We start from the raw sequence: 8,569 nt of genomic DNA on the forward strand, positions 1-8,569 counted from the left end.
CAAGGGGGAGGGGCTAACTCGTGGCGCCCTCTGTGCCATCTCATACCATCAGCGTATGTCGAGAGGCTTCGGTTTTGTGAAGAGGGTGCACCCAGCAAGCCCCTCCCCCTTGTAGGGAGGGGTTGGGGAGGGGACTTCACCCGTCCGAGAAGAAAAACGACCGCCCTTACGGAACGATCAGCGTACCCGCGCCACGCTCGGTGAAAATCTCGAGCAGCACGGAATGTGCGGTCTTGCCGTTCAGGATGACGACGCCCTGGACGCCGGCCTTGATCGCGTCGATGCAGGTCTCGACCTTCGGGATCATGCCGCCGGAAATCGTGCCGTCGGCGATCAGCTGGTGGGCCTGCGAGACCGAGAGTTCCTTGATCAGGTTGCCCTGCTTGTCGAGGACACCGGGAACGTCGGTGAGGAACAAGAGGCGCGTCGCGTTGAGCGCGCCGGCAATGGCGCCTGCGAACGTGTCGGCGTTGATGTTGTAGGTCGCGCCGTCGCGGCCCGGGGCAACCGGGGCGATGACGGGGATCATTTCCGAGCGGGCCAGAAGGTCGATCAGCGTGCGGTCGACTTCAACCACTTCGCCGACGAAGCCGAGGTCGAGAACGCGCTCGATGTTGCTGTCCGGGTCCTTGATGGTCTTCCGCGCCTTTTCGGCGAAGACCATGTTGCCGTCCTTGCCGCAAAGGCCGATCGCCCATTCGCCCGTCTGGTTGATCAGCGCGACGATTTCCTTGTTGATCGAGCCGGCCAGAACCATTTCGACGATCTCGACCGTCTTGGCGTCGGTGACGCGCAGGCCGCCTTCGAATTTCGATTCGATGCCCATCTTCGTCAGCATCGCGCCGATCTGCGGTCCGCCGCCGTGCACGACGATCGGGTTGACGCCCGACTGCTTCAGAAGCGCGATATCGCTGGCAAAGGCCTTGCCGAGCTCGGGATTGCCCATGGCATGGCCGCCGTATTTCACGACGATCGTCTTGTTCTCGTAACGCTGCATGAAGGGCAGCGCCTGTGCCAGCAGCCGTGCCTGGATTTCGCTTTCGGTCTCGGTCATCGGATACCCCGCAGAAAAATGGTTGCGGCCTTTTATCCCAAGTTTTTGACAGATGGAATAATCAATGGCCCGATAGTTCGCGCAATTTGCCCACACCCCGCCGTCTTGCCAAGCGTGACCGAACACCCATAGTTAGGGAAGGACATTGGGGAAGAGACACGGCATGACGAGCGAGGAAATCGCCGAACTGATCGGTCGGGTTGCAATGCGCGACCGAAAGGCTTTCGTGGCTCTGTACCGTGAAACAAGCCCGAAACTTTTTGCCATCTGCCTGCGTATCTTGAAGGACAAGACGGAGGGGGAGGAAGCATTGCAGGAGGTCTATATCAAGGTCTGGCAGCGCGCTTCCGCCTTCGCGATCTCTTCGGGAACGCCTTCTTCCTGGCTTGCGGCGATCGCGCGCAACCAGGCGATCGACACCCTGAGAAGCCGCAAGCCGGTAGCCGACGAATTGGACAGTGCCTATGATCTCGCAGACAGCCAACTTGATCCGGAAGCGACAACTGTGATCCGCGATGAAGGAAGGCGGATTGACACCTGCATGGAACAGTTGGAAGCTGATCGTGCGGTGGCGGTCAGACGGGCTTATGTCGAAGGGCTGAGCTATCAGGAACTGGCCGGTGAGTTCGGCGTGCCCCTGAACACGATGCGCACATGGCTGCGGCGCAGCCTATTGAAGCTGAGAGAGTGCCTGGAACGATGACGTCGTCCGATCAAAGCAAGGGAGGTCGCTCCCGCGATGAGGTACTCGCCGGTGAGTATGTTCTCGGTGTTCTCTCTTTCCAGGATCGGCGTGTCGTCGAGGACCGCATGCGCGTCGACCGGCAGTTCGCCGCGATCGTCAGTCGCTGGGAGGCCAACCTCTCGACGTTCAACGACGATTATGACGCCGTCACCCCCGGCCAGGAGACCTTCAAGCAGGTCGAAGCCCGCCTGTTCGGCACTCCGCAGCAGGCAGCCGTGCCGGGCAGGGGCGTTTGGAATTCCCTTTTCTTCTGGCGCTGTCTCGCCGCCGTCTCGCTCGTCATCACGTCGGCTGCCCTGTCGCTGACGGTCGCGACGGTATCGCCGCTGAAGCCGACCGTTCCGCCGCTGGTCGCGCAATTGTCGGGACCAGCGAGCCAGGTCAATCTGCTGGCTTCCTATGAAGCGCAAACCGGCCGGATGCGGATCATTCCGGTCGCCGCGGGCAAGCCGGAGGAGAAGTCGCTCGAGCTGTGGCTGTTGCCCGAAGGCGGCACGCCAAAGTCGCTCGGCATCTTCGCGGCGGGAGAGGGCGGCGACGGCGAACTGGTCATCCCGGTCGACATGCGCTCCGCCATCGGCGAGGGCACGAGCTTCGCGGTCAGCCTCGAACCCTTCGGTGGCTCGCCGACGGGCGCGCCGACCGGCCCCGTCGTTGCAAGCGGCGCCGCGCACCGGCCGTAAGATCGGCTGAAACTTTTTCTGACAACCTTCCGTAGATCCTCATGTCCCAGCGACGCTGATGCATTCAGCCGGCGACCCGCGAGCGGACGGATGAGGAGAACAGTCATGATCAAGTCCGCACTGCGCACGACAGCCCTTGCAGTCGCCGTATCCGCAATCGCCTTTGCCGCGCAGGCCAAGAACCCGATGGTCGGTGGCGCTGCCATGTATCCGACCAAGAACATTGTCCAGAATGCCATGAAGTCGAAGGATCACACGACGCTGGTCGCCGCCGTCAAGGCAGCCGGTCTGGTCTCGACGCTCGAAGGCAAGGGTCCGTTCACGGTCTTCGCGCCGACCAACGAAGCTTTCGCGGCACTCCCCGCCGGCACTGTCGACACGCTGCTGAAGCCTGAGAACAAGGCCAAGCTCACCAAGATTCTCACCTGCCACGTCGTGGCTGCCGATGCCATGGCCAAGACCGTCGCCAAGATGATCAAGGATGATGGCGGCGAGCATGACATCAAGACGGTCGGCGGCTGCGTGCTGAAGGCCAAGGAAGACATGGGCAAGATCACGCTGACCGACGAAAGCGGCGGCGTCGCCCATGTCACGATCGCCGACGTCAAGCAGTCGAACGGCGTCATTCACGTCATCGACAAGGTCTTGCTGCCGAAGATGTAATCTTGAGTTCAGGCAGCAAACGGGGGCGCCCTGTCAACACCACTGGGGCGCCTCCACCTCACTTCCAGTGATCGGCGCCCACGGTGAGCGCGATCGCCTCGCGCAGATCGTCCAGCCCTTCGCTCTTTTCGGACGAGGTAGCGATGATCCCGGGATAGGCGGCGGGGCGCTTCTTGATCTTCTCGGCCGTCTCGGCAAGCAGCTTCACCACCGCCGGCGGCTTTATCTTGTCGGTCTTGGTCAGCACCACCTGATAGGAGACGGCGGCCTTGTCGAGCAGATCGAGAACCTCGTCGTCGTTTTTCTTGATGCCGTGGCGGCTGTCGATCAGCACATAGACGCGCTTCAGCGTCGCGCGGCCACGCAGGTAGTCGAACACCAGCTTGGTCCAGGCGTCGACATGCTCCTTCGGCGCCTTGGCGTAGCCGTAGCCCGGCATGTCGACCAGCGCCATCGGCGGCAGATCGCCGGCCTCGCCGGAATAGCCCTCGGGCACGAAATAGTTCAGTTCCTGCGTACGTCCCGGCGTGTTCGAGGTGCGCGCCAGGCCATGCTGGCCGACGAGCGCGTTGATCAGCGACGACTTGCCGACATTCGAGCGGCCGGCAAAGGCCACCTCGGCCGGCCCTTCCGGCGGCAGGAACTTCAGGGAAGGCACGCCACGGATGAAGATCCAGGGGCGGCCGAAGAGCGGCTTGTCTTTATTGTCGGTCATTCGGCCTTTTCCAGCGCGTCCAATTCCAGTGAACCTATGGCATTCAGGTTTCGGGCGATTTTGTCAACCGGCAGGCCCGATTGTCCTAAGAAGCATCCGTGTGCCACAAAAGAAAAAGCCCCGGCGAACCGGGGCTTTTTGCTATTTCTCTGTGGGCGCCGGCTTTCGCTTGAACAGCCCCTTCAGATTGTCGAAGAGCTCGATCTTCACGCCGTGGCGGCGCATGATGACGCCCTGTTGGATGACTGACAGCGTGTTGTTCCAGGCCCAGTAGATGACCAGACCGGCCGGGAAGCTCGCCAGCATGAAGGTGAAGACCAGCGGCATCCAGTTGAAGATCATCGCCTGCGTCGGATCCGGGGGCGTCGGGTTCATGCGCATCTGCAGGAACATCGTGACACCCATGATCAGCGGCCAGACGCCGAGATGCAGGAAGGTCGGAGCGGCGAACGGCAGCAGGCCGAACAGGTTGATGAACGAGGTCGGATCGGGTGCCGAAAGGTCCTGGATCCAGCCGAAGAACGGCGCGTGGCGCATCTCAATGGTGATGTAGATCACCTTGTAGAGCGAGAAGAAGATCGGGATCTGCAGCGCGATCGGCCAGCAACCGGCGATCGGGTTGATCTTTTCTTCCTTGTAGAGTGCCATGGTCGCCTGCTGCAGGCCCATGCGGTCGTCGCCGAACTTCGCCTTCAGCTCTTCCATCTTCGGCTGCACGCGCTTCATGTTCGCCATGGAAGCGTACTGCTTGCTGGCGAGCGGGAAGAACAGCGCCTTGACGACGATCGTGGTCATCAGGATCGCGACGCCGAAGTTGCCGAAGTAACGGAAGAAGAAGTCCATCAGTTTGAACATCGGCTTCGTCAGGAAGTAGAACCAGCCCCAGTCGATCAGGCGGTCGAAGCGCGGGATCTGGTAGGTTGCCTCGTAGCCGTCGATGACGGGAACTTCCTTGGCGCCGGCGAAGACAAGGTTCTTCAGCTCAAGCGACTGGCCCGGTGCGACGGTGACGGCGTTCTGCTTGTAGTCGGCCTGGAAGCGCGGCTGGCCATCCGTGAAGTGGCTGAAGCGTGCGTCGTAAGCGGTCGTCTGCGGCGGAATGATCGTCGCGGCCCAGTACTTGTCGGTGATGCCGAGCCAGCCGCCGGTTGCCGTTGCCGGCGTCACGGCTTCCTTCTCGACGGAAGCATACTTGCTCTCGATCAGGCCATCTTCGCCGATCACGCCGATGAAGCCTTCGTGCAGCACGTAGGTCGAAGCGACGGCGGGCTTGTTGTAGCGCGTCACGCGGCCGTAGGAGGAGAGTGCAGCGGGCGCCTGGCCGGCATTGGTGATCTTGTCGGTGATCGTGAACATGTAGCGTTCGTCGACCGAGATCGTGCGGGCGAATGTGATGCCCTTGTCATTGGTATAGGTCAGCGTAACCGGGGTCTTCTCGGTCAGCTTCGCGCCTTCGGGAGCCGTCCAGAGCGTCGAGGGGCCGGGGACGTTGCCGGTCGCGGCGTCGCCGATATAGCCGAGTTCGGCGAAGTAGCCGTCCTTGGTTTCCGATGGGCTGAAGAGCGTAATGATCGGGCTCGAGTCATCCACGGTCTCGTGGTAGCCCTTGAGCTTGAGGTCGTCGAGACGGCCGCCGGCAAGGTTGATCGAGCCGGAAAGCGCTGCCGTGTCGATGATGACGCGCGGGTTCTTGGCGAGCGCGTCGGCCAGCGACGTGGTCGCGGGCGCCTGGCCTGTCGGAGCGGCGCCATTCGTCTGCGCGCCATTCGCTGCCGGTGTCTGCGTCTGCTGGGTCGTCTGCTGTGCCTTTTGGGCAAGCTCGGCCTTGCGCTGCGCTTCGATGCGCGGATTCATGTAAAGGAATTGCCACCCGAGAACGATCAGCACGGAGAGGGCGATCGCAATGAAGTAGTTGCGGTTGTTTTGCATCATACGTTCCTGGGGCGGCCGTCTCCGGACCGCTTGTGTTTCGGCTTCGTCTCGACGCGAGCCGTAAGCTCAGCGGCTAATTGATGGAAGGATGCTTGGAGCACGTCCCTTCGCGCGACAACCACATAGTCGTGTCCGGGCTTCATTGCAAACCCTGCATGCAGCCGTACCGCCTCTTTCAGGCGCCGACGCATGCGGTTTCTTTCAACCGCGTTGCCATGCTTCTTGGTGACGGTGAAGCCGACGCGGGCTTCGGTATCGGGTTCCTTCCTGTCGAGCACCTCGAGAAGGAAGAATCCACCCCTGCGTTTTTCGCCATTGCGAACAGCAAGAAACTGCGGGCGGCTTTTCAGCCGCCCGGCAGTTATTTTGGGATCTTTGGTCGTCGGATCGCCCGTCATCTGATCGGGCACTTCCGGCCTTAGGCCGAAAGACGCTTGCGGCCGCGGCCGCGACGAGCAACGATGACCTTACGGCCGCCCTTGGTAGCCATACGTGCACGGAAACCGTGACGACGCTTGCGAACAAGCTTGGAAGGTTGGTAAGTACGCTTCATTTATTTTAATCACCGCGGAGTGCGGCCCTTCTTGAATTTGCATAATGCAAGGAGCGTTGTTTTTCGAACGGCGGGAGGCTCAAAAAGCCTTATATGACCGGACGTGCGGCGGCTTATACGGACGAAGGTCGCGAAAGTCAATTATCGCAGGGAGAATCCGCTCTGCTCGCCTCTTGGGTGTGAAAATTAGCAGATGCTGTTAATGATTGCGCCATCGGGCGCACATCCCGCTCGCTATCATTTTATTCCGTTTCCGCAGCCCAAACGTGCGCCTATCGAGCCTCTGTACGTTTTTCGCGCAAAAAATCGCGCCGGCAACCATCGTTCATGGATGATTTTTTATAGTAGCCGGCGAAAATATCGGAAATTCAACATTAATTGTTTTAGCGCAATTTGATCTAACGGCCGGGCATCCAGTTTTCGGCCTCTAGTCTTATTGGGGGGATCCTTTGAAAATCCGAGGCAAGATCAACATACTCGTATGCGCCATGTCCTGTGTCGCGCTGGTTATCGGCGCGACCGCACTTTGGGCCGTGCAGCGCTACAACGATAATCTCTCCGCCTATGAGGATGCCGCCAGCCGCGCCTATTCCGGCGAGCGCCTGAACCGCTACGTGACCGCGACCGTCATGGAAGCGCGCGGCATCTATGGTGCGCCCTCGACAAAGGACGCCGCAAGCTTCGCCAAGGGTCTGCTCGCCGCACTCGACCAGATCGATGCCACCATCACATCCTGGACGCCGCTGGTTCCCGACAACCAGATGGATGCGTTCAACAAGCTCAAGGCCCGCTCGGCCGAATTCCGCGCCTTCCGCGCCGAAACCGCGCGCCTCGGCACCGAGGTCAGCCCGCAGGCGGCCAACGAGCAGGGCAACAACGACGCCAACCGCGCCAACCGCAAGGCCTTCCAGGCCGAGATCGACGCGATCGTCGCCACCGACAAGGCGACGCTCGACGCCGTCAACCAGGAAGTCGAAAGCTTCCGCACTTCGGTCCTCTGGCTTGTTCTCGGCATCACCGGCTTCGGCATCGCGGCCGGCATCGGCATGGGCCTTTATGTCGGCACCATCCATCTCTCGCGTCCGATCAAGAAGGTCACCGAGGCGATCAAGAATGTCGCCGACGGCAACTTCGACACCGATGTTCCTTTCCCCGGCCGCAACGACGAGATCGGCGAAATGGCCGCTGCCGTCGCGGTGTTCAAGGAAAATGGCCTCGCCGTTCGCCGCATGAACGCGCAGGAAGCCGCCATGCGCGCCAAGAGCGACGACCTGCAGTCCAGCATGTCCGTCGTCGTGGCCGCCGCTGCCGCCGGAGATTTCTCGCGCCGGATCGACAAGGATTACCAGGACGACAACCTCAACCAGTTCGCCAGCAACATCAACCAGCTGCTGTCGGGTGTCGATGGCGGCGTCGGCGAAACCCGCCGTGTTATCGCGAGCCTCTCTGAAGGCGATCTGACCCAGACCATGCGCGGCAATTTCCAGGGCGCCTTTGCCGAACTGCAGAAGAACGTCAACAGCACCTTTGCCACGCTGCAATCGACCATGCGCGAAGTGCGCGAGACCGCCGAGGGCTTCCACGGCAACACCAACGAACTACGCGCCGCCAGCGACGACCTCTCCAAGCGCACGGAACAGCAGGCGGCGGCTCTCGAGGAGACCTCTGCCGCGCTGGACGAGATCACTGCCGTCGTCAACAACTCCACCGATCGCGCCCAGGAAGCCAGCGTCATGGTCTCCGAGGCCAAGGACGATGCCGGCAAGTCGGGTGTCGTCGTTCGCAACGCCGTCGATGCCATGGGCCGCATCGAGCAGGCCTCGCGCGAAATCAGCCAGATCATCAACGTCATCGACGAAATCGCCTTCCAGACCAACCTGCTGGCGCTGAACGCCGGTGTCGAGGCAGCGCGTGCCGGCGAAGCGGGCAAGGGCTTTGCCGTCGTCGCACAGGAAGTTCGCGAACTCGCGCAGCGCTCGGCAACGGCCGCCAAGGATATCAAGGGCCTGATCACCAAGTCCGGCGGCGAAGTCCAGATCGGCGTCAAGCTGGTGCAGGAAACCGGTGAGGCGCTCTCGCAGATCGAGCGCCGCGTCAACGCCATCAACGACCACATCCACTCGATCGCCACGGCCGCCAAGGAGCAGTCGACCGGCCTCAAGGAGGTCAATACGGCCGTCAACCAGATGGACCAGGTGACGCAGCAGAACGCCGCCATGGTCGA

General features: G+C 61.5%; 9 protein-coding genes. 4 read left to right on the forward strand and 5 right to left on the reverse strand.

Features of this window, described 5'->3' with window-relative positions:
- Nucleotides 1-166: 166 nt before the first annotated feature.
- The gene (gene argB, locus B3605_RS03630; protein ID WP_018898241.1) at nucleotides 167-1,054 is read right to left on the reverse strand and encodes an acetylglutamate kinase; all 888 of its coding nucleotides are present in this window, start codon (nucleotides 1,052-1,054) and stop codon (nucleotides 167-169) included.
- A gap of 163 nt (nucleotides 1,055-1,217) precedes the next feature.
- Between argB and B3605_RS03635 the strand changes: the two genes are divergently transcribed.
- From B3605_RS03635 to B3605_RS03645, 3 genes are all read left to right on the forward strand, one after another.
- Nucleotides 1,218-1,757, forward strand: a complete 540-nt coding sequence (locus B3605_RS03635) for a sigma-70 family RNA polymerase sigma factor (protein WP_018898242.1) — start codon at nucleotides 1,218-1,220, stop codon at nucleotides 1,755-1,757.
- Nucleotides 1,754-2,482, forward strand: coding sequence for an anti-sigma factor (locus B3605_RS03640; protein ID WP_018898243.1), 729 nt, complete (start codon nucleotides 1,754-1,756; stop codon nucleotides 2,480-2,482). Before B3605_RS03635 ends, B3605_RS03640 begins: the two co-directional genes overlap by 4 nt.
- A 105-nt stretch (nucleotides 2,483-2,587) precedes the next feature.
- Nucleotides 2,588-3,145, forward strand: coding sequence for a fasciclin domain-containing protein (locus B3605_RS03645; protein ID WP_111561609.1), 558 nt, complete (start codon nucleotides 2,588-2,590; stop codon nucleotides 3,143-3,145).
- A 58-nt stretch (nucleotides 3,146-3,203) separates the two neighbouring features.
- Here B3605_RS03645 and yihA read toward each other — a convergent pair whose 3' ends face one another.
- From yihA to rpmH, 4 genes are all read right to left on the reverse strand, one after another.
- Complete coding sequence (gene yihA, locus B3605_RS03650) at nucleotides 3,204-3,860, reverse strand: ribosome biogenesis GTP-binding protein YihA/YsxC (RefSeq protein WP_018898245.1); 657 nt, start codon at nucleotides 3,858-3,860, stop codon at nucleotides 3,204-3,206.
- 141 nt (nucleotides 3,861-4,001) lie between these two features.
- On the reverse strand, nucleotides 4,002-5,789 hold the full coding sequence (gene yidC, locus B3605_RS03655) for a membrane protein insertase YidC (RefSeq protein ID WP_018898246.1): 1,788 nt from the start codon (nucleotides 5,787-5,789) through the stop codon (nucleotides 4,002-4,004).
- Nucleotides 5,789-6,190, reverse strand: a complete 402-nt coding sequence (gene rnpA, locus B3605_RS03660) for a ribonuclease P protein component (protein ID WP_081619887.1) — start codon at nucleotides 6,188-6,190, stop codon at nucleotides 5,789-5,791. Before rnpA ends, yidC begins: the two co-directional genes overlap by 1 nt.
- Before the next feature lie 20 nt (nucleotides 6,191-6,210).
- The gene (gene rpmH, locus B3605_RS03665) at nucleotides 6,211-6,345 is read right to left on the reverse strand and encodes a 50S ribosomal protein L34 (RefSeq protein ID WP_065689331.1); all 135 of its coding nucleotides are present in this window, start codon (nucleotides 6,343-6,345) and stop codon (nucleotides 6,211-6,213) included.
- Nucleotides 6,346-6,794: 449 nt separating this feature from the next.
- Here rpmH and B3605_RS03670 point away from each other — a divergent pair.
- On the forward strand, nucleotides 6,795-8,569 hold a 1,775-nt coding region (locus B3605_RS03670; protein ID WP_296432326.1), incomplete at its 3' end, for a methyl-accepting chemotaxis protein.

Source organism: Rhizobium sp. UBA1881 (genome assembly GCF_002338015.1).
Lineage (GTDB): Bacteria > Pseudomonadota > Alphaproteobacteria > Rhizobiales > Rhizobiaceae > Rhizobium.

Bases quoted from the DNA above. Each gene is read 5' to 3' on its own strand.
- argB (WP_018898241.1), bottom strand. From the start codon at position 1,054: ATGACCGAGACCGAAAGCGAAATCCAGGCACGGCTGCTGGCACAGGCG.
- B3605_RS03635 (WP_018898242.1), top strand. From the start codon at position 1,218: ATGACGAGCGAGGAAATCGCCGAACTGATCGGTCGGGTTGCAATGCGC.
- B3605_RS03640 (WP_018898243.1), top strand. From the start codon at position 1,754: ATGACGTCGTCCGATCAAAGCAAGGGAGGTCGCTCCCGCGATGAGGTA.
- B3605_RS03645 (WP_111561609.1), top strand. From the start codon at position 2,588: ATGATCAAGTCCGCACTGCGCACGACAGCCCTTGCAGTCGCCGTATCC.
- yihA (WP_018898245.1), bottom strand. From the start codon at position 3,860: ATGACCGACAATAAAGACAAGCCGCTCTTCGGCCGCCCCTGGATCTTC.
- yidC (WP_018898246.1), bottom strand. From the start codon at position 5,789: ATGCAAAACAACCGCAACTACTTCATTGCGATCGCCCTCTCCGTGCTG.
- rnpA (WP_081619887.1), bottom strand. From the start codon at position 6,190: ATGACGGGCGATCCGACGACCAAAGATCCCAAAATAACTGCCGGGCGG.
- rpmH (WP_065689331.1), bottom strand. From the start codon at position 6,345: ATGAAGCGTACTTACCAACCTTCCAAGCTTGTTCGCAAGCGTCGTCAC.